At 38.6% G+C, this 24,382-nt stretch carries 21 protein-coding genes and 4 tRNA genes; 8 read left to right on the forward strand and 17 right to left on the reverse strand.

Annotated features, from left to right (window positions below):
- Window positions 1-4 precede the first annotated feature (4 nt).
- The 14 genes from I6F66_RS10715 to I6F66_RS10780 all read right to left on the reverse strand — a co-directional run bounded on the left by I6F66_RS10715 (window position 5) and on the right by I6F66_RS10780 (window position 11,887).
- Window positions 5-80: transfer RNA gene (locus I6F66_RS10715), tRNA-Lys, on the reverse strand.
- Between the two features lie 83 nt (window positions 81-163).
- Window positions 164-239: transfer RNA gene (locus tag I6F66_RS10720), tRNA-Lys, on the reverse strand.
- A gap of 24 nt (window positions 240-263) precedes the next feature.
- Window positions 264-339, reverse strand: a tRNA-Lys gene (locus tag I6F66_RS10725).
- 226 nt (window positions 340-565) lie between these two features.
- The gene (gene ybgF, locus I6F66_RS10730) at window positions 566-1,315 is read right to left on the reverse strand and encodes a tol-pal system protein YbgF (RefSeq protein WP_024590479.1); all 750 of its coding nucleotides are present in this window, start codon (window positions 1,313-1,315) and stop codon (window positions 566-568) included.
- A 13-nt stretch (window positions 1,316-1,328) separates the two neighbouring features.
- On the reverse strand, window positions 1,329-1,871 hold the full coding sequence (gene pal / locus I6F66_RS10735) for a peptidoglycan-associated lipoprotein Pal (RefSeq protein WP_007580392.1): 543 nt from the start codon (window positions 1,869-1,871) through the stop codon (window positions 1,329-1,331).
- Window positions 1,872-1,905: 34 nt separating this feature from the next.
- Window positions 1,906-3,264 carry a Tol-Pal system beta propeller repeat protein TolB gene (gene tolB, locus I6F66_RS10740; RefSeq protein ID WP_197175639.1) on the reverse strand — a complete coding sequence of 453 codons (1,359 nt, stop codon included), beginning with the start codon at window positions 3,262-3,264 and terminating at the stop codon, window positions 1,906-1,908.
- A gap of 9 nt (window positions 3,265-3,273) precedes the next feature.
- Window positions 3,274-4,200 carry a cell envelope integrity protein TolA gene (gene tolA / locus I6F66_RS10745; RefSeq protein ID WP_007580388.1) on the reverse strand — a complete coding sequence of 309 codons (927 nt, stop codon included), beginning with the start codon at window positions 4,198-4,200 and terminating at the stop codon, window positions 3,274-3,276.
- A 4-nt stretch (window positions 4,201-4,204) separates the two neighbouring features.
- Window positions 4,205-4,633, reverse strand: a complete 429-nt coding sequence (gene tolR, locus I6F66_RS10750) for a protein TolR (protein WP_007580386.1) — start codon at window positions 4,631-4,633, stop codon at window positions 4,205-4,207.
- A complete protein-coding gene (gene tolQ, locus I6F66_RS10755; RefSeq protein ID WP_007580384.1) occupies window positions 4,620-5,324 on the reverse strand; it encodes a protein TolQ in 705 nt (234 codons plus the stop codon). The genes tolR and tolQ overlap by 14 nt, the downstream gene beginning before the upstream one ends.
- A gap of 1,067 nt (window positions 5,325-6,391) precedes the next feature.
- A complete protein-coding gene (gene ruvB, locus I6F66_RS10760) occupies window positions 6,392-7,399 on the reverse strand; it encodes a Holliday junction branch migration DNA helicase RuvB (protein ID WP_138585712.1) in 1,008 nt (335 codons plus the stop codon).
- Between the two features lie 7 nt (window positions 7,400-7,406).
- A complete protein-coding gene (gene ruvA, locus I6F66_RS10765; protein WP_002960647.1) occupies window positions 7,407-8,024 on the reverse strand; it encodes a Holliday junction branch migration protein RuvA in 618 nt (205 codons plus the stop codon).
- 2 nt (window positions 8,025-8,026) lie between these two features.
- The gene (gene ruvC, locus I6F66_RS10770) at window positions 8,027-8,551 is read right to left on the reverse strand and encodes a crossover junction endodeoxyribonuclease RuvC (protein WP_002960649.1); all 525 of its coding nucleotides are present in this window, start codon (window positions 8,549-8,551) and stop codon (window positions 8,027-8,029) included.
- Window positions 8,552-8,682: 131 nt separating this feature from the next.
- Complete coding sequence (locus I6F66_RS10775) at window positions 8,683-11,184, reverse strand: ABC transporter permease (protein WP_197175640.1); 2,502 nt, start codon at window positions 11,182-11,184, stop codon at window positions 8,683-8,685.
- The gene (locus I6F66_RS10780) at window positions 11,174-11,887 is read right to left on the reverse strand and encodes an ABC transporter ATP-binding protein (protein ID WP_165728877.1); all 714 of its coding nucleotides are present in this window, start codon (window positions 11,885-11,887) and stop codon (window positions 11,174-11,176) included. The genes I6F66_RS10775 and I6F66_RS10780 overlap by 11 nt, the downstream gene beginning before the upstream one ends.
- On the opposite strand from I6F66_RS10780, the gene I6F66_RS10785 reads away from it, so the two are divergent.
- From I6F66_RS10785 to I6F66_RS10805, 5 genes are all read left to right on the forward strand, one after another.
- A complete protein-coding gene (locus I6F66_RS10785) occupies window positions 11,888-12,511 on the forward strand; it encodes an arylesterase (protein ID WP_165728852.1) in 624 nt (207 codons plus the stop codon).
- 111 nt (window positions 12,512-12,622) lie between these two features.
- Window positions 12,623-12,699: transfer RNA gene (locus I6F66_RS10790), tRNA-Pro, on the forward strand.
- Window positions 12,700-13,054: 355 nt separating this feature from the next.
- Window positions 13,055-14,713, forward strand: a complete 1,659-nt coding sequence (locus tag I6F66_RS10795; protein ID WP_197209260.1) for an Hsp70 family protein — start codon at window positions 13,055-13,057, stop codon at window positions 14,711-14,713.
- Between the two features lie 88 nt (window positions 14,714-14,801).
- Window positions 14,802-16,904, forward strand: coding sequence for a CDC27 family protein (locus tag I6F66_RS10800; RefSeq protein WP_197209261.1), 2,103 nt, complete (start codon window positions 14,802-14,804; stop codon window positions 16,902-16,904).
- Window positions 16,897-17,652 (forward strand): DUF1266 domain-containing protein, encoded by a 756-nt coding sequence (locus I6F66_RS10805; RefSeq protein ID WP_024593049.1) that lies wholly within the window; start codon window positions 16,897-16,899, stop codon window positions 17,650-17,652. The genes I6F66_RS10800 and I6F66_RS10805 overlap by 8 nt, the downstream gene beginning before the upstream one ends.
- A 91-nt stretch (window positions 17,653-17,743) precedes the next feature.
- On the opposite strand, the gene I6F66_RS10810 is transcribed toward I6F66_RS10805, so the two are convergent.
- Complete coding sequence (locus tag I6F66_RS10810) at window positions 17,744-17,992, reverse strand: hypothetical protein (RefSeq protein ID WP_007580368.1); 249 nt, start codon at window positions 17,990-17,992, stop codon at window positions 17,744-17,746.
- A gap of 103 nt (window positions 17,993-18,095) precedes the next feature.
- Window positions 18,096-19,733, reverse strand: a complete 1,638-nt coding sequence (locus I6F66_RS10815; protein ID WP_197119437.1) for a cyanophycinase — start codon at window positions 19,731-19,733, stop codon at window positions 18,096-18,098.
- A gap of 260 nt (window positions 19,734-19,993) precedes the next feature.
- Here I6F66_RS10815 and I6F66_RS10820 point away from each other — a divergent pair, with 260 nt between their 5' ends.
- The 3 genes from I6F66_RS10820 to I6F66_RS10830 all read left to right on the forward strand — a co-directional run bounded on the left by I6F66_RS10820 (window position 19,994) and on the right by I6F66_RS10830 (window position 21,993).
- On the forward strand, window positions 19,994-20,581 hold the full coding sequence (locus tag I6F66_RS10820; RefSeq protein ID WP_197209262.1) for a hypothetical protein: 588 nt from the start codon (window positions 19,994-19,996) through the stop codon (window positions 20,579-20,581).
- Between the two features lie 97 nt (window positions 20,582-20,678).
- Window positions 20,679-21,593, forward strand: coding sequence for a zinc dependent phospholipase C family protein (locus I6F66_RS10825; RefSeq protein WP_165728862.1), 915 nt, complete (start codon window positions 20,679-20,681; stop codon window positions 21,591-21,593).
- Between the two features lies 1 nt (window position 21,594).
- Window positions 21,595-21,993, forward strand: a complete 399-nt coding sequence (locus I6F66_RS10830) for a hypothetical protein (RefSeq protein ID WP_024593055.1) — start codon at window positions 21,595-21,597, stop codon at window positions 21,991-21,993.
- Between the two features lie 79 nt (window positions 21,994-22,072).
- On the opposite strand, the gene I6F66_RS10835 is transcribed toward I6F66_RS10830, so the two are convergent.
- Window positions 22,073-24,343, reverse strand: a complete 2,271-nt coding sequence (locus tag I6F66_RS10835) for an EAL domain-containing protein (RefSeq protein WP_197119436.1) — start codon at window positions 24,341-24,343, stop codon at window positions 22,073-22,075.
- Window positions 24,344-24,382 lie beyond the last annotated feature (39 nt).

A 24,382-nucleotide genomic window follows, 5' to 3' on the forward strand; every position in this document is an offset into this window, starting at 1 on the left:
AGAATGGTGGGTTATGATGGATTTGAACCATCGACCAATTGATTAAAAGTCAACTGCTCTACCAACTGAGCTAATAACCCGCTCTATGCGCTTATTCAATTATGAATGAAGCTTACGTATATCCGCCGATTGATGCCACACACTATTCACAAGGAATAAAGAATGGTGGGTCATGATGGATTTGAACCATCGACCAATTGATTAAAAGTCAACTGCTCTACCAACTGAGCTAATGACCCGCTCTTATATAACTTTTCATAGAATGGTGGGTTATGATGGATTTGAACCATCGACCAATTGATTAAAAGTCAACTGCTCTACCAACTGAGCTAATAACCCGCTCTTTTTGTCGCATTTCGAGTGGGGTAACCATTCGTTTGCTGCGGGCGCTTATAATACTTATTTATAAAATGAGTGCAACCGAAATTGTCTCTTTTTTTAAGTTTTTATGTCTAGATGCACAAAATTAAACCGTTTGTGCTCAAACTACATGCAAATCCAAGATTCTTCGAGAGTTTCCATGTAGTTTGCTCGCCCTAACTAGAAATTTAATCGCTAGTGAACTTTAGTTTCCTAAACGATCAGTTGCTAGTTTTGCAGCGGTTGTACTTGGGTATTGATTGATAAGATCGCTCAATATTTTTTGCGCTTGCGCCGCTGAACCTTGATCTTGTAAAAGTGTGCCTAACTTTAGCATCGCATCTGGGCGTTTATTAGAATTTGGAAATTCGTTCACAACGACTTTAAAGTGCTCTACTGCTTTTACACCATCATTTTTAATAGTAAGCAACTGCCCTAACCAATAATGCGCATTAGACGCATAGACAGAGTTTGGGTAGGTAGTTAAAAACGTTTGAAATTCAGGAATCGCTTGGTCATAGCGTTTATCTTTCATTATTAACGCAACAGCGCGCTCATAGGCTTCGTTTTCAGATAAGTCACTGCTATAGGTCTGTGCATTGCTTTGTTGTGTGTAATCAGTTGCGGGAGCTGCTGCTGGCTGTGTATAAGCCTGGCTCACGCGGTTTTCAATTTCTTGATACAACTCACGCTGACGCTGCAGTACTTTTTCAAGCTTGTAGCTTTGCTCTTCGGTTACACCTCGAATTTGGCTTACTTCGTCTTGTAACAAGTTAAGCTGTTGCTGTAACTCAACTTGCAAAAAGTTACGCTGTTGCATCATATTCTCAAGCGACGCTAATCGCTTCTCAATACTTGATTGTGAACTCGCAGCTTCTGAAACAGGAGCGGGAGCAGCCATTAACTGGGTGCTCCCGCTCAATATCATGGCTGCCAAAATAATTTTCGGCTTCATAATATCTCTTATCTTAGTAAACTAGTACCGCACGGCGGTTTTTAGCGAAAGCTGATTCAGTGCGAGACTTAACCATTGGCTTCTCTTCACCGTAGCTTACCACTGACATTTGGCTAGCTGAAACACCTAAGCTTAATAAGTATTTTTCAACTGCTTGGCCACGGTGCTCACCTAATGCAATATTGTACTCTGGCGTACCGCGCTCATCTGCATGGCCTTCAATTAGTACTTTAACTGATGAGTTTTGAACTAAAAACTCAGCATGTGCACGAAGTAAGTCTGCGTACTTGCTTTCAACTGTCGCAGTATCAAAATCAAAGTATATTACTTGCTCTTGACGAAGTGCTTCGTACTTTTGACGAAGTTGTTCTTCTGCTTGTTGCTCAGGAGAAATTGTAGCAACTTCAACCGTATCAGTGTTAGTTGATTGCTCAACAACGCCTTGATTTGATTGGTTTGCAGCACCTTCATCAATATCTGAAGATGAGCTACAAGCTGCTAATGTCATTACTGGCACAGCAATTAGCAGGCCTTTAAGTATTTTGTTAAGTTTCATTGAGTAGATTCCTATTTTGAGTAAACCAGTAATATTACTGTAAGTATGGCGACCAAGCTGGTGCCTTTACTTGTCCGTCTAGCACAGGTAACCGTGCCTTAAAGCGGCCGTCCATCGATACTAGCGCAAGTACCTGTTTATTATTATGAAGCGTGCTATATATAATCATCGAACCATTTGGCGCTATGCTCGGTGATTCATCTAGGCGTGTTCTCGTTAATACTTGGAACGCGCCTGTAGCCAGCTCTTTCTTAGCAAGATGGTACTGCCCGTTGGTACGGTTAACCATCACTAATTCTTTTCCATCTGGTGAGATAGAACCCGCAAGGTTCATATCGCCATCAAAGGTAAGTCGTTTAGACCTACCTGTTTTTAAATTTAACTTATAAATCTGAGCATTACCACCCCTTTCAGATGTAAACACAATATCTTGACCATTAGGGTGCCAAGATGGTTCAGTATCTATGCTACGGTGATTTGTTAAGCGTGTTTCTTTGCGTGTAGCTAGGTCAAGCAAGTAAATTTCTGTTGCACCCGTCTTGTCCTTAGAAAGCACTAATAATAGCTTTTTACCATCTGGCGAAAACTGCGGTGCACCATTGATACCACGGTAGCTTGCTATTATTTCGCGCTTACCTGTGTATATATCTTGAATGTAAATTTGGCTTTGACGATTTTCAAACGTTACATACGCTAACTTAGTACCATCTGGTGACCACGCTGGCGACATTAAAGGCTCTTTTGAGCGAAGTAATACTTGCTCATTAAATCCGTCATAATCTGCAACAACTAACTGATAAGGCTTATCATCATTATCACGTACTATTACATAGGCAATTTTAGTTAAAAATGCGCCTTTTTCACCAGTCAATCTTTCATAGATAACGTCACTGATTCGATGAGAGTAACGGCGAAAACCACTTTCACCAATAACACTTTCACGCGCTTCCAAAATATGATCTTGGCTTTTAACTAGCTTACCATTACTCATCATTTGTGTGTTGCCACCGGTAATTTGGCCGCGGATCACGTCAACTAACTCATAACGCACTAAGTAACGCCCATCAGTTTGCTGCTCAACTTCGCCCACTAATATCGCTTCCACACCTTTATTAACCCAAGATGCGTAATCAATTTCGCTATCTTTGGTTGGCTGTTGTGGCATTTGCGCTACATCTACAGGCTTAAATTTACCACTGCGCATTAAATCGGCAGCAATAACACTGCTTAATTTTTCAGGGATTGGGCCAACACCTTGGTACTTAAAAGGTACTATAGCAATGGGCCTTGCACCGTCTACACCCTCAGTTATTACAATTTCAAGTGCTGCATTAGCAACACCCACAAACCCAAACAGTAAAACTAAACAGGCTATTTTTATTTTGTTGAACATATCATTCCTTTAAAATTCTGGCTTGATTGTTAAATTAATATTCTTAAGTTGTTCGAATACGTCTTTATCTTTAGATACCGGTAATGTGTCGGCCATGCGCACTGCTCTTAATGCAGCTTCACATACCAACTTATCGCCACCTAATGATTTAACTTGCGTTACTAAACCATTAAAACCTAAACGAATATTTACTCGGCACTGTTGGTTTTTCATTTTTTCATCAATCAATAAGTTTTGCTGAATACGCGCCATAATTAATGCACGGTACTTATCAACTTCGCTTACCACTTGTTGTTGACGTATTTTACTACGGGCAGCCTGCTCTTTGGCAAGTTGCTCTTGTAACATTTGCTCTTGCATTGCTTGCTGGCGTTTACGTTCGGCCTCGGCTGCACGCTCTTTTGCTTCTTCTTCACGTTTTTTACGTTCAGCTTCTGCTTTTTTAAGTGCGTCTTCTTCGGTTTTACGCTTATCAGCAGCAGCTTTTGCTGCACTTTCAGCTTCTTGCTTTTGCTTTTCAGCTTGCTTAGCTTTAGCGCGCTCTTTTTGCTCAATGGCACGTGCTTTTTTAGCTTGTGCTTGCGCCTCGGCTGTTTCTTTTTCTTTAGCTTTACGTTCTTGCTCTAGCTTTTTAATATGCCTAGATTCAGATTCGCGTTGCTTACGTGCATTGGCCGCTCTGCGTTCTAAATCGCGGATACGTTTGTCTTCAGCACTTTTTTTATCTTTTTCTTTCTTTTGAAGTTCAGCAATTTTTTGCTCAACTTGTTTTTGATCAACTGTAACGGCTGATACTGCTTTATCTGGCGTAGGTATAGCCGAATTAAGCGTTACTTCCATTACTTTAGGTGCTGGCGGATGAATGTTTGCAGACGCATACAAAAAACCACCAATTCCTAAATGAAGTACTATCGATTTTACTACTGAACTATTCATACAGCTACTTCCCCTCAAAGGATTCAGTCATTAATCCTACTGATGGTACGCCTGCATTTTTCAAAAAATCCATTAGTAATAATACTTCTTGATACGACACCTTACCCGAGCCTTTAATCATAACTGGCACGTCAGGGTTTTTCATTAACTGTAATTTTATAACCGCAGCAACATCAAGTGCTTCCATAGGCTCTTCAGGATCAGTACCTACGCTTACATAATATTTACCCTCTGCATCAATTGAAGCAATAATGGGCGGAGTATCTTTAGTATCAACTAAATCAGACTCTTCCATTTTAGGTAAATCAACTTTTACACCGTGTGTAATAAGCGGTGCTGTTGCCATAAATATAATAAGTAATACCAACATTACATCAATGTAAGGTACTACATTAATTTCTGCGACCGGACGGCGCTTTTTACGCTGATACATTCGCTTGTGCCTCTATTTGTGTAGCTGCTTGACGGTGTAAAATATTAGCAAACTCTTCCATAAAGTTAATATAGTGAGACTCAAGCTTTTCAACACTGTTTGAAAAGCGGTTATAAGCAATAACGGCCGGAATTGCCGCGAATAAACCCATAGCAGTCGCAATAAGTGCCTCTGCTATACCGGGTGCTACCATTTGTAATGTAGCTTGCTTAACTTCACCTAGTGCAATAAAGGCATTCATAATACCCCAAACTGTACCAAACAAACCGATGTACGGACTAATAGAACCTACCGTTGCTAAAAACGATAAGCTAGATTCAATTTTTTCAATTTCACGAGAAAGCGCAACACGCATAGAACGATGCGTCCCTTCCATAACAATACTCGCACTTTGAAATGTATTCTTTTTATGACGAGCAAACTCTTTAAAGCCTGAAGTAAATAAGGCTTCAATACCTTGAGACTGACCGCTGCGTGACGATATTTCGTTATACAATTTACTTAGATCAATACCAGACCAAAATTTTTGCTCAAATTTCTTAGCATTTGATAGTGCATCTGATATTGCTTTTTTACGCTGAAATATAATTGTCCACGACATTACAGACATGGCAACTAGCCCTAACATCACTAACTGAACAAGCAAGCTTGCTTCTAAAATTAGGTCTAAAAAATTAAGCCCTGATCCCACGTTAAACTCCTAAGTAATTTCAAAATACGGCAAATTGGTTAATTTGTGTAAATATGACCGTTTATACGGTCAAAAGTTGCATCTAGTGTATCTAGTCCATTTCAAGCTGACAACGGTATTGCTATGAATAGGCAACAAAAAACGTTAAAAAACAGCTTTAGTTGGCATTTCCCTTTGCCTCAGTATTTTATTTAATCTTTTAAATAAACTCGCTAACTATAAATATGCGTAAATATATAAGTAAAACGTCATAAAATGCGCCGTTTATTCAAAATAAGAGCATAAACACTCAAAACCTATAAGCCTTACCTTCACGTAACAGTAAAACTAATACCGAGCCACATCAAAAGAAATAACTTAAGCCATAAATTTCATTAACTTATAAATTTAACGATTAATTAACGCGCAAGATTCAAACAACAATAAAATTCACCGAATTAGTTTTTCTAATCCGAAAATACAAATTTTCTAGTTTGAACAAATAAAGGTTCTTACGTATTATTCTCCCATACCGAACTAGCGCACCGAATGAGATAGTTTCATTAAGCCAAGTTCTTAGTAATAGGATATTTTATCGTATTACATTGTTTTACTCTTTATGGATAAAACCAAATTAAGTAAAACATAGTTCCCTAGATTACTTCCTTCAACTTGTTGTTTGCCCGCATTTTTTGCGGGCTTTTTTTTGTCTGCAATTTGGTGCGCTACACACTATATTTATAAACTAGTAATCGCTTTACTCAATCTACGATAAGTAATTCGCTTACTAGTTTGAATGGTACGCAGGATAGCTTCGCTAGTCTTAACGCCCTGTGAATTAACAGTTAACTATAGAGCATATCAGTCTTTTTAAGTAACATTTGCAACAGTGCGTTTAGGTTTTAGGGATAATATCAACCTTCATAAACACTTAAACAATTTAACGAATTAAATAACTCTGTAGTGTTGTTAAAAGCTTTTTGTTTAAAACAATTTAAGCAAATTAGTATAATAGTTTGCGGGTAAGGGATACAAATGCAGTTACCTGCTGCGCACTAAGACACAGCAAGTAATGAATATATATAAGTTTAGTCTTTTTTAGGAAGTAAACCAAAATGGTGATATGCGCTGTCTGACACTATTCGCCCACGTGGTGTGCGCTGAATAAACCCTTGCTGAATTAAAAATGGCTCTATTACGTCTTCTATTGTTTCACGCTCTTCGCCAATAGCAGCCGCTACATTGTCGAGCCCTACGGGGCCGCCCATAAATTTTTCAATTATGGCGAGTAAGTATTTGCGGTCCATATAATCAAAACCACTTTTATCTACGTCAATCATGTCAAGCGCTTGCTTAGCTACTTCGGCATTTACTGTGCCGTCAGACTTTACTTGTGTGTAATCGCGTACACGGCGTAATAAACGGTTTGCAATACGCGGTGTGCCGCGCGAGCGCTGTGCAATTTCGGTTGCGCCATCGTCGCACATTTCTAAATCAAGATAATGTGCAGAGCGCCCTACTATATGTGATAAATCTTCTACAGAATAAAACTCTAATCGCTGCACAATACCAAAACGGTCACGTAGTGGCGATGTAAGTGAGCCTGCTCGCGTGGTTGCACCTATGAGTGTAAATGCTGGTAAATCTAATTTAATAGAACGTGCAGCTGGGCCTTCACCAATCATTATATCAAGCTGATAGTCTTCCATCGCTGGGTAGAGTATTTCTTCAACTTGCGGGCTTAGTCTGTGTATTTCATCAATAAACAGTACATCGCCTTCTTCTAAATTAGTAAGTAGTGCGGCTAAATCGCCCGCTTTTTCAAGTACTGGGCCTGATGTTGTTTTAATGCTTACGTGTAATTCGTTGGCCACAATGTTTGCAAGCGTGGTTTTACCAAGCCCTGGAGGGCCAAATATTAATAAATGATCGAGCGCTTCACCACGGGTTCGAGCAGCTTCAATGAAAATTTCCATTTGCTGCTTAACATGAGGCTGGCCTCTGTAATCGGCTAAAAGTTTTGGTCTTATTGCACGATCTATAGAGTCTTCATTTGTTTTTTCAGTCGCATCAATTAAGCGATCCGCTTCAATCATGGGTTACTCACAACATTGATTTTAAAGATTCTCTAATAAGAACCTCAGTAGACATATCGGGTTTGCTTATCGATTTTACTGCTTTTTGAGCTTGTGGCAATTTATAACCTAACGCAAGCAGTGCTGATACGGCATCGTCTGCTGCATTATTAGCAATTGTCGCATCGCTCATTGGCTCTATTACTGCGCTATCGCTAAATGGCGTAAATAAATCATTGCCCCAATCTTTTAATCTGTCTTTCATTTCGAGTACTAAGCGCTCGGCTGTTTTTTTACCTACACCCGGTAATTTAACAAGCGATGTTGAGTCTTCGTTATTCACACAACTCACAAATTGCTTAGCTGACATACCCGATAAAATAGCTAAACCAAGTTTTGGCCCTACGCCATTTGCTTTTAATAGCTCTCTAAATAAGGCACGCTCAACTTTATTATTAAAACCAAATAATAACTGAGCATCTTCGCGCACTACAAAGTGCGTATAAACAATCGCGTTTTCACCAATTTTTGGTAAATCGTAAAAACAGGTCATTGGCATTTGTACTTCGTAACCTACTCCACTTACTTCGAGTAAGATTTCTGGTGGCTGTTTTTCGACTAAAATACCATTTAAACGGCCTATCATAGTTATTTCCTTAAACGTCCTCTAACGGTTTTGCTTGCGCTACCCGCTAGTTTAATTAAATTTTGTTCTGAGTGAGCATGGCAAATCGCAATAGCCAGTGCATCAGCTGCATCGGCCTGTGGCGTACCGGGTAGTTTTAAAATATTTTTTACCATGTGCTGCACTTGTGTTTTATCAGCGCCACCGTTGCCTACTACCGCTTGCTTAATTTGCCTTGCTGAATATTCAAATACGGGTAAGTCGGCCATTGCAGCGCCCACAATAGCAGCGCCTCTAGCTTGGCCTAGTTTTAAAGCAGAATCGGGGTTGTGCGCCATAAATACTTTTTCAATGGCAAAGGTTTCTGGTGAAAACTGCTCAATAAGCTGTGTAATGCCTTGGTAGATCATTTTAAGTCTAACCGGAAAAGGATGATCGGCTAACTTAATACAGCCACTGCCTAAGTATGTAAATTTAGAACCTTGGTGGGCAACAACGCCATATCCGGTCAAACGTGAACCAGGATCGATCCCTAAAATAATGGCCAAACTTGCATTCTCATTATTGTTATTTTTAAATTACGCTAATAATGCCAGAGCACTGTATAAATTACCAGTACAAAGAAAACAAAAATGCCCACGTGTTAGGTGGGCATTAGAAGGAGCATGTTAGTTTAAGCTTACCCTAGGGCACGCACTAATCCTTGAGTGTTTTGTTTAAGTGTTCGGGCAATCATTAAATAGCCTAAACCTGCTACAAATACGCCGCCCGCTACCGGCCCAATAATCCATATATGTGGGTGTAGCTTACCGGCTAAATCAAACATTTGTTGCTGCACAATTAAAAGCGCTATATCACTAAAAAATGCAGCGACTAAACCGGCTAAACCACCGAGTAATAAAAACTCATACAGGGTCGCGTTTTTAATTAATCGGCTTTTAGCGCCAAGCGTTCGCAGTATTACAATTTCTTGCATACGTTCACCCAAACTAGCTTGCACTTGCGATATAAGTACAAGCGCCCCACACAGCACAACAATAGCCAGTACAAAGCCAATGGCGAGAGAGACTTGCGAAATAGTTGTTTGTATTTGCTTAACAAAATTATCAATGTCAATGGCTGTAATAGTTGGGTAAGTGCGCAGTAACTGGCTAAAGTCACGCTTTTGCTCTGGGTTTATGCGTACCGACGAAATATACGTTGCCGGAAAATCTGCAAGTACATCGGGGCTTAAAATAATAAAAAAGTTAGGTTTAAGCGTGGCCCAATTAACTTTACGAACACTGGTGATTTTAGCGTCGAACGACTGCGAACCAATTAAAAATGTAAGCGTGTCGCCTATCTCAACATCTAAACGCTCAAGCATCGACTCCTCTACTGAGGCTTCAGCCATCGCATTTTCACCAAACCACGTGCCTTGTGTTACTTCATTTTGGTCAGGCACATCTTTAAGCCATGTAAGGTTTAGCTCGCGGCCAATACCTGCACGTGCTTCTTCGTCTTTTTTCTCGTTGTCTTGCAGCGATACAGAACGTGCTACCAACTCGCCGTTTACCGCATTTACGCGTCCACGAATAGTGGGATAAAACTCTGATACCTGAATATCTTTTTGTGCTAAATACTCATTAATTGGCTCAAGCTCATTTTGCGTAATATTAACTAAAAATGCATTAGGCGCATCGTTTGGTAGTTGCGACTGCCAATCAGATATCATGTCGTTTTTAAGTACCACTAAAAACAGCAGTAATTTAATCGCTAACGAAAAACTAATTAACTGTACCGCGTTCACATTTGCACGCTTTTGAATAGATGCAATTGCAAGCGACCAACTGTTACCTGGCTTAAGCCCTAATTTTCGACCGCCACCAAATATTAATTTAGATATCAAAAACAACACACCAATTAGCGCAAGCGTTGAGGCAAACAAAATAAGCGTTATTTTTATGTTGTTACTAAATAACCACATTAATAAAAACACAGTTAGCGCACTCATGCCTAAATGCACACGACTTACTGCCAACTTGTCACCTAAGTTACGGCGCAGCACTCTAAGCGGTGGAATATCAAATAAATCAAATAACGGTTTAATAGAAAACATAACAGCACAAATTACGCCAGTGCTTATAGCCACCAGCCAAGGTTTAAAGCCACCTAAAGGTAGCTCTGTGCCCATACTTTTTGATAAGTAACTTGTTGCTATTTCTTGCAAGCCATAACCAATTAAAAGCCCAATACTTACCGCCATTGCACATACAAGCAATAAATGGAGCATGTATATTTTGCGGATCATTGAACGGCTACCGCCTAGCGTTTTCATCATCGCTACTGGATCGTATTGGCGTTCACAATAACGTTTTGCTGAAACGGCTATAGCCACTGCGGCTAAAATAATACCCAATAAGCCAGCGAGCAATAAAAAGCTCTCTGCGCGGTTTAAACTATTTGAAATAGGTGATTGACGGTCTTTAACGCCGTACCATTGTTGGTTTTCTTTCATTTGTGGTTTGAGCCACTCGTAAAAGCTATTTATGTCAGCCTCACTACCGGCATAAAGTTGGCGGTAATAAACACGACTACCCGGTTGCACAACTTCGGTTTTTGCCACATCGTCAATATTAATAAGCACACGACGGCTGCTTGAAAATACATTAAATGGCGCATCGGGCTCTTCTACAATAACTTTTGAAACATTAAATAATGCAGCGCCAAGTTCTACTTGCGCACCTATATCAATGTTTAAACTGTAAAATACTGACTCACTTAGCCACACATTACCAGGCGCTGGACCGCTATTAGCAACCTTAGTTTCACCTGTTAAGGTATCTTTAACTTTTAACTGCCCTTTTAACGGGTACGCATTAGATGCCGCTTTTACTGAGCTAAACTGCATTTCATCATCGGCAAACAACATAGTGTCGAAGTACACCATTTGCGCCGTTTTTAAATTTTGGCTCTGTGCTTTAGTAATAAAAGCAGTGTCGAGCACATGATCACTGGCTAGAACGCGATCTGCAGCAATAAAAGCACTGCTTTTTTGTGCAATACTTTGCCCTATTCGCTCAGTAACCATCGACAGTGTAAGTACGGTTAAAACAGCAAGTGCGATAGCCGCGCTTATAACGGTTAACTCACCACGGCGAAATTCTCGCGAAAATAACTTAAGCGCTAACTTAACCCACATCGGCAACGTCCTCTACTTCGCTTTTTACCAGTAAACCCGCTTCTATTTGAATAATATGCTCACATTTTTGTGCAAGCCCTTCATCGTGAGTAACTAAAATAAGCGTAGTGCCATGTTGAGTATTTAAATCAAATAATAAGGATTCAATCATTTTACCGTTTTTGCTGTCTAAGTTAGCCGAAGGCTCATCAGCAAACAGTATTTTAGGTGTACCAATAAAAGCACGCGCTATAGCAACACGTTGTTGCTCACCGCCAGATAGCTGCGACGGGTAATGATCAATTCGATGGCTCAAGCCTACTTTTTCAAGTAGAGCTATTGCTTGCTCTTTCGCATCACTTTCGCCAGCAAGTTCTGCTGGTAGCATAACGTTTTCAAGTGCAGTTAAGCTCTGTACTAACATAAACGATTGAAACACAAATCCAATTTTAGCCGCGCGCAGTGCAGCACGTTCTTCTTCATCTAAATTGTGTAATGGCTCGCCATCTAAAAATATTTCGCCGCTGCTTGCAGTGTCCAGCCCTGCTAATAAACTGAGTAACGTAGATTTACCAGAGCCCGACGTGCCAACAATAGCAACAGACTCGCCATGCTTGACATTAAAGCTGATGTCGCTGAGGATGGGCAGCTCACCTTCAAAGGTAGAGACTACTTTAGACAAACCATTAACTTGTATTATATTTAATTGAGAAAGCGCTGACATATGACTCATTCAATCCTACGTTTAGTATTCATTTTATTTTTAGTTATCAAACCGCTGAGTGCAGCAGCCAACAACACGATTTTAATACTCGGTGACAGTTTAAGTGCAGCCTACGGACTTCAACAAGAAGAAGGCTGGGTAAAATTGTTACAAGATAAATACGATGACGAACAAACCGACATAGAACTTATCAACGCCAGTATTAGTGGCGAAACATCTGGAGGCGCCCTACGTCGTTTAGATGCATTGCTTGAGCAATACGAACCCACTCATGTACTTATTGAGCTAGGTGCTAACGACGGTTTACGTGGTTTTCCAGTTAAAAAAATGCAAGCTAACTTAACGTCTCTTATTCAAAAAAGCCAAGCAGCTAATGCGATGACCGCCTTAATGGAGATTTACATTCCCCCTAATTACGGTCCGCGTTATAGCAAAATGTTTACAGACACTTTTACAGACGTTAGCGAAGAAACAAATGCGCATTTAATGAACTTTTTTATGCTAGATATTGCCAGCCAATCTGATCTAATGCAAAACGATAGTTTACACCCTAACAAAAAAGCCCAGCCATTAATACGAGATGAGATGTATGACTCGATCAAAAAGTGGTTAAATAAAGACTAGCCAATTAATACACCGCAAGAGAGCTATTTTATGCCTCTTGCGTAATAAACATCCAAACAAACAATCGCTTATTGATTTTTAAAAAAATACACGTACTATTGCATACAAAGTCGGTATGTGGCGCAGCTTGGTAGCGCACTGTCATGGGGTGGCAGGGGTCGAGAGTTCGAATCTCTCCATACCGACCAATTAACTCCTTTTTAAACAACAACCCTCGTTAATCAAAACCTAACCATCAGTAAACTTTACTTCCAGCAATTCGATAATACTGTATATCTACTTCATATTTTTTTATTATTAATCTTAATACCAACCTGTTTACACTGCACCACTGTGTCTTGTTTTAAAGACCTCTTACTCTCACCAAAAACGTTATCTATTTTAATAAAATAAAGTTAAGCGTATAATTTTCAATCAAATATTAATAATAGGTTTTTAATTAAACTGTACAATGATATCGGTGCGAAACTAAGTTGAATTTAAGGTTCTGTATTAAGTAACTTAGCATAGCGATGATTTAAGTCATTCTGTAAGGGAAATAAAATGAAGATAGGGATAGATCTCGGTACAACTCATAGCGTAGTTGGAATTTGGCAAGATAACGCCGTTAAGCTAATTCCAGATATGGAGGGCAATGTGCTCGTCCCTTCAATTGTTGGCTTGTCGGAAGACAATTATATTCTTGTAGGCCAAGCCGCTAGGGATCGATTAGCAACACACCCTGCACATACCATTTCAGAATTTAAACGTTTTATGGGCACTGATAAAACCTTTTCATTGGGCGAACAAAATTATAGCGCAACGGAATTATCTGCCATTTTATTAAAAAGCCTAAAAGAGCAAGCCGAACATTATTTGCAAGAGCCAATCACTGAGGCTGTTATTTCGGTACCTGCCTATTTTAATAATAAACAACGCCAAGCAACGCAACAAGCCGCTTTGCTTGCAGGTTTAAAAGTTGAGCGATTACTTAACGAACCCACCGCCGCAGCACTCGCTTATGGGCTCGATAATAAAGACTGTGAGCAAACTTACTTAGTACTGGACCTTGGTGGCGGTACATTTGATGTGTCGGTTATTGAGGTGTTTAACGATATTTTTGAAATACACGCCTCAGCAGGTGATAACTACCTAGGCGGTAACGACTTTACTAACGTAATTGAAGAAGACCTTTATAAGAAAAATGATTTATACAGAGGTTTTTTCTCAGATAGTGAAAATCGTAATATTTGGTCTTTGTGTGAGCGCTTAAAGTGCCAATTAACTAACGAGCCAGTAGCGAGTTTTAACTTTGAATATAAAGAAAAAACATACCCATATACTCTCACGCTCGAAGATTACCGTACATTGTGTAGCGAGTTAATAGAACGTATTAAGTTTCCTATTAACCGTGCTATGTCTGACGCCGATTTAACACTTGAAGACGTTGATGGGCTTATTCTTGTTGGTGGCGCTACACGTATGCCTATTTTTCAGCAGCAAATTAGTCGTGTATTTTCACGTATACCACAAACCCAATATAACCCTGACCATGCTATTGCCACCGGTGCTGCAATTCAGGCAGGTATGAGCGCACGTGATAAAGAATTAAAAGATGTAATAATGACTGATGTTTGCCCATTCACTTTAGGAGTTGAGGTAAATAATAAACATGGTCAGTCTGAGTTTTTACCTATTATAGAGCGTAACGCAACTATTCCCGTAAGCGAAACTCGTTCTGTTTATTCAGCTCACCTTGAACAAGAAAAAGTGCTAATTAAAATTTACCAAGGTGAACATTACCTCCCTAAAGATAATGTTTTTTTAGGTGATTTAGAAATAGAGCTTGAGCAGTTAAATATAGTACAAGAGTTATATTTAACTTATACCTACGACCTGAATGGTGTACTTGAGGTTGAAGTGACTAATGTTGCAAGTGGCAAAAAATACCGTACTTATGTAGGTGAAAATGAAGAAAGCCTGAGCGAAAGTGAATTGCGTGAACGTTTTGCACGACTTAACGCACTTAAGGTTTTGCCTAAAGATAAACTGGTAAATACTGCATTTAAAGCAAAATTAGAGCGCTTGTTTCAAGAAAACCTAGGAGATAAAAGGCGTGAAATTGGCGAGGCGATTGGCCAATTTATGGAAGTATTGGAAACACACGATAACCACAAAATAGAACGTATGATCGAAAATATAAAGCGCTATCTTAGTTATTAAAATTAGCTATTAAAGTTAGTTATTAAAGTTAACTAATAAAAAATAGTTTCAGTTAAAAAATTACATGCATTAAATAAAGAGTGAAGTAATGAACCATTGGAAAATATTAGGCATTGAAGCCACAACAGATAAACGCCTTATTAAACTCGCTTATACAGAGCTGCTAAAAAAAACATCGCCAGCTGAGTTCCCTCAAGAATTTAAAGATTTACGCAAAGCATACGAGTTAGCCATTAAAGAGGCTAAACAACCTACTCAAAATGAAGACAAAGCACCCAATCAAGTATTTGAAGACGAGTACGAAAAACAAGGGGTTACTAACGAGTCATTTTTTGATGAAGAAGCGCCCTCCTCTGCATCTACAGAAGTTGAAATTGTTAAGCCTCAACCAATTGAACTCAATTGTGTTCGCTCTATTGCAGAGCTGCAAATAGCGCTCAATGAATTATATTGTAATGTGTCATCTCGTAGCGATGTTGAACAATGGAAGTTATTATTTTCAGCCCCATTATTTTGGGATGTTGATCAAAGTCAGCAAGTCTTATTCACTTTAATTGATTTCTTGTCAGAGCATTACTTTTTATCTGCCACGGTATTTAAGTTTTTAGATGAGAGTATAAAAATCTCTAGCGAACTCGTCACTAGTAAAAATAATCACTACCGTGAACTTGCTATTGCACTGCACCATTATATTCAGAGCCTACCACTGCGTATAGAATCACCATCAAATATTGATGAGGATATTAGCTTTGAACAACTGCATCAGCATCTTCAGTTACGTAACTTAATAGAAGAACAATGTATATATTCTAAGCTGACAGCAAAGCAGCTAATGATATTAATGCAGCGAGTCAATTTGGTATTTTATAATGACGAGTCACTTTATCTTTATGTGGCTAACTATTTATGGACATTGGATGCATACACAGAAATCAGTAAGTTAGTTGGCTCGTTACCGCCACCTACCGATGCAAGCATAGAACACCTGCGAGATTTACAAGCACACGCAGAATTTAAGCTTGAAAACTATGATATTGCACTCACTATTTATCTTGCGCAGCGAGAACTTATAAAAAGTTTTTATGCGATGAAGATGACTAAAGAGATTGGTCTGTGTTATTTGCACCTTAAATATTATGAAAAAGCTTATATATTTTTAAACTCTTATTTTTATATTCGTCCTGAGGAAATAGACCTTCGCTCTGCTTTGATTATCGCTCGTCGATACTACATAAAAGATCTTAAAAAAAATGAGGAAAGTAACGCGCTTAAAATAGCGACGTTGCAATTTGAAAATGGTCGCTATCAAGATGCGTTAATAACGACTCAAACATACTCTTTGGTTTTTGACGCTAATTGTAATTATTTGCAAGCTTTATGCCTTGCTAAGCTAGAACGCTTAGATGAAGCATTTGACGTTTTTATCGCCTTTATGAATCTTCATTTACAAAAGCTGGTAGATCCTTGGCCACTACTCGTTGATTTATTTATCTACTGCCCAGACTCAATTGATTTTAATTTGATAATGGAAACTATAGCTAAAAAAATACAGCCATCTCCTAATAAGTTTTACAAAACCCCTCGTGTACTAGGTTCTGTACAAGAGAATATATACTCACAATTAGAACTCAAAACATTAGATCTCCCAGCGACTGACCATGATGGAAAACCCACTAAACCAATGGGTTATGCCCTATATCCAGATTTAGAGTATAAACAGCAATATGCTTGGGCAATGCTACATGCGTTAATGGCTAAATTAGTAAATATCGAAAACGAAGCTGTTAAGAAGCAAGTAAAACAAGCCGCTATTTATGCGATTAAACAAGCTATGCCAAAAATCACACACCAACCAAGTTGGAGCTTAAAGTTTATTCACTTAGCTTTTGATATAGATGATTTTGATACCTGTATTAAGCTTGTAAACATTGCAATTAGCGAGTTTTCTAATTTACCACAAGCTTACTATTACAAAGGCCGATCGCTAGCGGCGTTAGAGCAATATAATGAAGCAATACCCGTATTACTATTAGCTGCAGATAAATATGGTGATCAGAGGCTTGGGATATACTCACTTGAATTTGCAGTGGAGTGTTGTGAAAAGCTCGTTGAACTTGGGCAACCAATGCATGCTAATTACAACGATATATGCTTAAAACTACAAACAACAAAGGAGATTGTAGATGCATAATCAAAGTGAAGTACCTTGTGTAATTAAGGATGATACGGACTTAAGCTCAGAGCAAAAATTATGGCTTATTAGCCTCTCAGGGCACCTTTCAATGCAAAATGGCTATTCATTGGATGTCCTAAAACATCATAATAAAAACTATACTGACGAGGCTATTGCTAAAGGAAATTTAAGTATTTTAGATAATGGTTATGGCGTTACAACAAAAGAAGAATTGATTGAAACTTTAAATGTTTTTTATAACACGTCAAATAGCCAAGTTTTTATGAGCTGCATGGCTGAACTCACCAGAAATGATTTATTAGCAACATACAACATTGAAGATAAATTTACCGCCTATCAAAATACGCCTATAGGTATTATGTCTGACTGGGCAGGAATACATAAAATCTCACTGGCTCGTTGTGGTATTAGAGCTTTTGATATTGGTCGCTATGCTTTTTTGTGTCGTTGTGGTGTTACCATTAATTTTTTAACTGAAGAAGAAGCATGGTGTTACCTCAAGCATATTGGAAAACTGGCACAGACCTTATTTGTTAGCTGGCAAGAATATGCAACTAGTTATGTGGTTGGTCGATGTATATGGCAGAAAATTAAAACTCAAGAAATGTACAGCGAGCCAAACCCTGATTTTAATTTTAGTCATGATTTATTTGAAAAAATAAATGATACGGCTGCTACATTGCAAAGTATATTAGCTGATGACGAGCACCCATGGTGCCAATTAGATTGGAAAATAGACTTTTGATCCCAATTGAAACTACAATATTTTGATTTTATAAATACAGATTGAATAACTCCTTTTGCAGCAGAGTTATTCAGTCTAGTTAGTATCAGTATTAGTGCTTGCGTCCTACACCATTACGTACCATGTCTTGGCCTGTTTGGAATACGTCTTCTGTAATCATGCGTGCTAAAAGTAGCTTTTGATTATCGTCAAACACAGCAACAAAACGGCTGCCATCTTTGTTATTAGTAGCCATACCAACACCGGCAACACCTTTAAGTCCAAAACCACCGTTTTCGACATCTATTAAAAAGCTTTCTAGTTCGGCTAAAGTATCAATTACGTCATTTTCATTATTCATTTTAAAACTCTTTTAGTAAGGCCTTGGCTAGGCTTTTAAATCATTATGGTGGCTATTTTATAGAGAAGAGCCAAAAACTTAAACCCTTGGCTCAGGTTAGTAACTAAATCGACTTTATAGCTAACTCTAAATTGCTTAGCGCACAACCAAACTCTTTTGCATTAACGCGATGATACTGCGTGTCACTCGTTGCAGTAAGGCTAATTATAAACTCATCTTGTTGGGCTACCGCACTTTGCTCTTGGCTTAGGCACATCGCTTGAGTAAGTGATCGCAGTTTTGAATTTGTTAAAATTGAGCCAAAACGCTGCACTGGCAGTGGAGGTATTTTTATAGCGGGTAACGCCTCATCTATTGTGCGCTTGCTTAGAGTAAACGTGTTATTGGTAATTTCAATTACACTGCTTGTAGGCCAATACGAGTAGCTATAGCTCTTACTCTCAGGTGGTGCTTTACCTTGGTTAGCTAAATGCACTACACCACTTTTGCCTATTACGGTTATTAAACTACCTTCTGGCGATTTAATAACAACCAAAGCTGTATTTTCATCAATACCAAAGCCATGCTGCATTTGTGTTTTAGTATTACTCGCTTCGCTATTATTTAGCGCAGCTGCGAGTCTAAACGTGCGGTTTTGTTCGCTAAATTGAGTATCTATAACACCAAAATTAAAGCTGCCAAGTCCACCAGCATTAGTGTTATTTTCACCTTTACGAAGTGCCTCAAGGCTTGTCGTATTTGTAAGCATACCCGTCACTTTACTTTGGATTGCTGCGCCCGCGCCTTCACCTACAATTACTGGGCGAGTTTGCAATGCTTGCGTCCACGGGTATGGATTATTGTTTTGATCAAATAATACCTTGTGAGTTAATGCTGCATTACCGCTATTAAACATCACACCGGTACTATTTTTAATAAGTGATACAAGTGCATTAGTGCCACTTTTGCATAAAGCGTATTCGGCCTTTGTGTACTCTGGATAAATTGCTTCCCGGTTATACACATTCATTAATGTATTTCTGAGAGCGGGTAATTCATCGCACGAGTTACTCGTAATCGCTTTAGCAAGTGCTGGCGTTAGTGCTAACCATTGAGTGCTTATATTTGATTGTGCTAAAAGACTCTGCGCTACATCTGCCGACTCATAAGGGTCGCGGCTCGATGCCGTAATAGCAAGCATGGTGGGTTTTGCGTTATTAACTTTTAAACTGCCCGACACAAATTGTAAAATACTATTAGTCGCGACCTCAATATTAAAATCGGTATTTACTTGCTCTTTTAAGCGCTCACCGTTTTTATCAAGTAGCGGCACTTCTAGCATATCAAATACAAAGTTGTATTCTTGCTGAGTCAGGCTTTCTAATTGCTGGTTATTTATATCGCGCCATAGCCATAATAAATCTGTTTTAGATACGCTATTTGACGATTTACCTAGCAAGGTTTTAAGTGTTTTTAATACAGCCGTTTTTGCCTCAACGTTATTATTAGGCCAGTGCTGTGTGATGTTTTTTATTTGAGAGTTATTAACCCTATATAGATTATGTAATTTACCTTCAACAACAGTCTCTTTTTCGCAGTTATTAAGCTTTGCGCTAGTACAAGTTGCAAGCTCTGAGCCCACTAAAATTAAAGTTTGGTTTTGCTCTTGAGCCACTGCATTTATTGAAAAACCAGCACCCAGTAACGCCACTAACATAACTCGTAATTTAGGCTGTTGATTACGTAAAAACGCACATATCATAATGTAAACTCTAATATAAATTATAAAACTAATGTGTTGCAGTTTAACAGCTAGCCACTTGAGCCTAAATATATTTTTATAAATGTTAAATAATTCAAGTCTCTGAAAAGCGATAGGGTTAAGCACTGCATTTAAATACATTGTTTAGTTTGCCAGCTACTCTCGCAAATATTGACTAAACAAATTTAAACCGAGCATTTATTGATCAAATCCATTGTTTAAATTACGGTGGTGCATTGTTTTAGTAACTGAGGTGGAATATGGACTTTTCTAATGAAGAGGTAAATTTTTTAGCTGAGTTATTCAAACCAAATACAAAGCAGCGCTCTCCCCGTAATCATATGCTTACAATGAAAAGCTCTGTACCCGCGAGTATTGCTCACCTTTTTACCCATGCAAATTTAACTTTGCTTGCTGAAGTTGCTAATTACCAACTTTGGTTTCCCCTGCAATTAAAAATTGATGAGTTAGGTGTAATTAACCCCACTTTGAGCGCACCAGAGGTAATTGATACAAAGGGCACTCAGCGAAGTTGGCGTTGGAGTGAGCTAAATATTAAAAGCCAAGGTTTTAATATTGAATCAATTTCCAGTACGGGCATATTTTTAAAACCATTGAAAAATGGAAAAAGCTTAAACAAATTACAGCACATGAGCTTTAACTTGCCTAACAAAGAAAGTATATCGATAGATGTAGAACCCGTTAGGCAAAGTAGCTTAGGGATTGCAGCAAAAATAACTCAAATTCATAGCGGGCAAGAGCAACTAAGAGCTTATCTTTTTGAAGAGCACAAACGTCAATTTGCTAAATTATACGAAAACGGCCAATTAGTTGAACAATTAATTTAATAGCCTTAACCACCCTATACTTGCATTTAGTTAACTTTATTTAACGCTGTCTCAATGTTAATCTGTACCCCTATTTATAAATCATAGGGATATGACAATGCCAGGTGCTTTTGCGCACATTACTGCGGTTAATATTGCAACGCAAACCAAGTCACTCACTAAAATGGATATGCCTAAAAAGGCAAAACTTATTTTAAGCAAACGTCAAGCATACCTTGAACTAGGTTGTGTAGCCCCCGATTACCCTTATTTAGCTGTAGCGCAGCCTAGCCAAAATGCATGGGCCGATTTAATGCATTACGAGCGCACGGGTGATTTACTTAAAGCCATGATTGAATACTGTAAAACACTTGAAGATGAAGCATTTGAAAAGTGCTTTGCTTGGTTATGCGGTTATATGGCCCATGTTGCTGCAGATATAACGGTGCATCCAGTTGTTGAATTAAAAGTTGGCCCATATGAGCAAAACCAAACTGCGCACCGTACCTGTGAAATGAACCAAGATGCGTTTATTTGGCAACGTTTAAATTTAGGTGAGTTAGGCTACGCTGATCGCGTACAACAAAATATTGGGTCTTGTACTAACAAAGACGATAATTTTGATACCGATATTGCACAAATTTGGCAACATGCTTTATTAACAGTTCACCCACACTACGCCGCACAACACACGCCTAACTTTAATACATGGCATAACGGTTTTCAGTTTGTAGTAAATAATGCTGAAGAAAGCTATCGGTTATTTGCCTGTGCACGCCATGTTGCTGCTGATTTAGGTTTGTTTTATCCTCGCCCAAACGAAGTAGACTCCACTTTTATTGAACAGCTAAAAACACCGCACGAGCCAATGCATTACAACGATATTTTTGACTTTGCCGTTAGTAACATTCAGCACTATATAACCATTATTGCCAATGCCGTATTTTTAGATACTGATTACAGTGAAATTAAAAACTGGAACCTAGACACAGGCTACGATGAGCACAACACAATGACGGTATGGAGCAAATAGCATGAAACACTTACTCTGCATAAGCTTAATTGTATTACTTAGCGGTTGTTACACTTCAAAAAATAACAATCCAGAAATAATGGCCGATTTAGCCTCGCAATTAAAAGATATTGCTACCGCTGTAGACGGCACTTTAAAGTTTAGTGAAACACCCTATTCATCCACTGATGAGTTATTAAAAGCTGCCGTTAATAACGATTTAAGCAAACTTACGCCCTTTAACGAGTACACGTTTATTGTGGATGTACAAGATGATAACGCCGTATTACTTTTATGTGATGCTGACACTGCTTTAATTGAAGATGCAGGCTGTACTGCGCAATCAGACATACAGCATTGGAAATCGGGAGCTGTGCAACAGTGCAAAATAACTATAAACGCCCAACAACTCTGTAATTAGGTAATAAAACCAAGCTAGCTTTATAGAGCATGCATAGCTCTTAGGTGAGCATGTTCTATATAGTGGCCACTAAATACATTTAAAGTTGAGCTGTCACTTCTTCAGGGTTAAACACTAAGCCATGGCGGCTAACATGTTCTGCAAATCTTTCGGCTGGCATTGGTTTAGCAAAGTAATAGCCCTGAAATTCTTTACACCCCATTTGCGCCATTATTGCTACTTGTTCTTGGGTTTCTACCCCCTCAGCTACACACTTAATATCAAGCTCTTTACACATAGCATGTACTGCCTTAACTAAACTTTTTTGACGCTTTGAGCTCGTTACTTGGCTTATTAATGAGCGATCTAACTTGAGTTTGTTAATTGGGTAGTCGGCAAGGCGTGCAATATTAGAATATCCCACCCCAAAATCATCGACCGAAATAGTAAAACCCCACGATTGCAGTGTTTGCATAAGCTTTAACGAATGGGCTTGGTTAGCCTCAAGGGAAGTTTCAGTCAGTTCTAACTCTATTTGAGGCGGCTTTACGTTAAAGTCGGCAAGGTATTTAACTAGTTTTGACATAAAATCGGTTTGGCTAAAATCAATTAGAGATATATTTATTGCCACCGGCACACTCGGTAAACCCGCTTTAGTCCAATCGGCAATTTGAGCGCACACCTTTTGAATAATCAGGTCGGTTAGCCGACTAACCATTCTGTATTCTTCGGCAATAGGAATAAATACCACTGGCGACACATTACCCAGTATTGGACTGTTCCAACGCGCTAAGGCTTCAAGCCCTATACATTGACCCGTTGCATCTACTTTAGGTTGATAGTGCACCGACAAATCGCCCTGCTGAAGCGCTTCATCTAATAACATTGAAATTTCGTATTTTTCGATAAAAGCTTGTGATTGTTTTTTGTTATAACCACTAAGGGCCATATTACAATTTGCTAGTTTAAGTGCTTCGCATGCATTGCTAAGTACTGTTGCGCTGTTTTTTCCATGATCAGGATACTTTGCAAAACCAAATAAAAATGATTGCTGACACTTAGTACCAAACACATTATATTTTTTATCTAATGTATTTTTTATTTGTATTAATAGCTTATCTTCAAGCTCGTTTTGCGAGTTTGCCACAATTATAAAAGCGAGCTTTCCGACTCCTATATGAGCACACAACAGCGGCTCATCTGGCATCGCTTTTAAACGCTTGTATGCGTTAATCAGTAAGGCTTGAGAGTCGGCTTTAGTGAGCTTTAAATTTAAGTATTCACTATTTGCACTTTGCGCAACAACAATATAAAAACCTTTTTGGTACTTACTTGTTAGCCTATCGCATTGCAGTTCAAACCATTCTCTATTAGGTAGCCTTGTTCGCGAGTCTCTAAAGCGTAATCGTTTGTTTTCTTGTTCCATCATCGATAAATTTTGTTTAATGAGCTGCTCTTGCGTGCAATCGTAAAAGTCGTATACACGGTAGTTTGTGCTCATTGTTATTTGCTGATAACTGGCTTTAAAATAGCTTTTTTTGTACTTCACAATTTTATTTTGCGCATTTGGATCGTCAAAAGATAAAGTAGGAAATAAATGAGAGAGGTTAACGCATTCTTCTTTTAATTCTTTTTTTATACCAAACATATCAATAGCATGTTGATTAAAATCAGTAATGACAAGGTTTTCGTCAACAATAATTTTGGCTTTATTTGATTCGGTGAATAAGCTTCGATAAAGCTCATTTTTGTCTTTAAGGTGTGTATTAGCGCTTATCATTGTTTTGTTTAAACGCTTAGCAGCCACAATTGTGCGTGCTACAGCAAGGGGAATACATATGTTAAAAAATAAAAATATAAGCCCTGTAATGTATAAGTCCGCGTCGGGAAGTTGTTGAGCTATGCCGGTTAAACCCGAGACATCAACGTTATTGATGATCATATAAAACGGCGCAATATTTAATACGCCATAAGCAAGGGCTGTTCTATAACCAAGTAGCATAAGTGCGATTATCGGGCAAGAATACATATACATAGAGCCCACTTTAGCAAGCTCTAGGTCTGTTAAAAATAAGTTCATTGACACGCTAGCAGCTACAATGGCTATTAAAAGTGCATGAGCGCTAAAGTGATAGAAACGCTTACTTGCTATAAGTAAACCACATGCAGTAGCAAGAAAGCTGCTTGTTAATACAACAATATAAATTAAGTTAAATTCAATAGCGCTTGTGTACGTGTGGCACGCCACAGCAAAACATAACACCATTACTAATGATAGAATAATGCGCAGTGCACTTATTCGCCAATTAGCAACCTGACCAGGGGCTGAATAATGGTCATTTAATAAAAAGAATCTATTGAAAAAATGCATAATAAACAACAGTTAAAGCTCATTCTTCTATTAGACATT

It is taken from the genome of Pseudoalteromonas sp. NZS100_1 (assembly GCF_015864285.1).
Lineage (GTDB): Bacteria > Pseudomonadota > Gammaproteobacteria > Enterobacterales > Alteromonadaceae > Pseudoalteromonas > Pseudoalteromonas arctica.